This window comes from Vibrio hepatarius, from assembly GCF_001274785.1.
Lineage (GTDB): Bacteria > Pseudomonadota > Gammaproteobacteria > Enterobacterales > Vibrionaceae > Vibrio > Vibrio hepatarius.
Genome location: NZ_LHPI01000070.1, coordinates 1 through 460, shown reverse-complemented (window position 1 = coordinate 460; position 460 = coordinate 1). Strand labels below are relative to the sequence as shown.

1 protein-coding gene is annotated in these 460 nt (G+C 60.9%); it reads right to left on the bottom strand.

Going from position 1 to position 460, the window contains the following annotated elements; genetic code table 11:
- Positions 1-460: transposase (locus tag AKJ31_RS22310; RefSeq protein ID WP_163777573.1), on the bottom strand; the 460-nt coding region annotated here is incomplete at both ends.

Genomic DNA, 460 nt, shown 5'->3' with positions numbered 1-460 from the left:
CTCTCTAGGGCATCGTTGGCCATGCGCACCACATGGAACTTATCGACCACGATACGGGCCTGGGGCAGCACAGCCTTGACCGCTGCCCGGTAGGGGTTCCACATGTCCATGCTGACGATCTCGACCTTCTGCCGGTCTTTCAGCTTCATCAGGTAGTTGGTCACCACGTCCTGGCGGCGGGTGGCCAGCAGGTCGAGCAGGGTTCGCTCCTCAATGTTGGTCAGAATGCAGCGGTAGCGCTTGTTCAGGTATAGCTCGTCAATGCCCAGGATGCGGGGCGTCTCGAAGCGGTGCCAGCGCCCCAGGAACTCGGCGCGGGCGTTGAAGATGTCGCGCACCGTCTTCTCGTCCAGGCCGGTCTGTGCCGCCACAAAGGTGTAGGGGTGGTTGAAGGATTCCTTCTCCACGTACTCATGCAGCCGCAGTGTCATACGGAATCCGTCCACCATCTCCGGTAGCT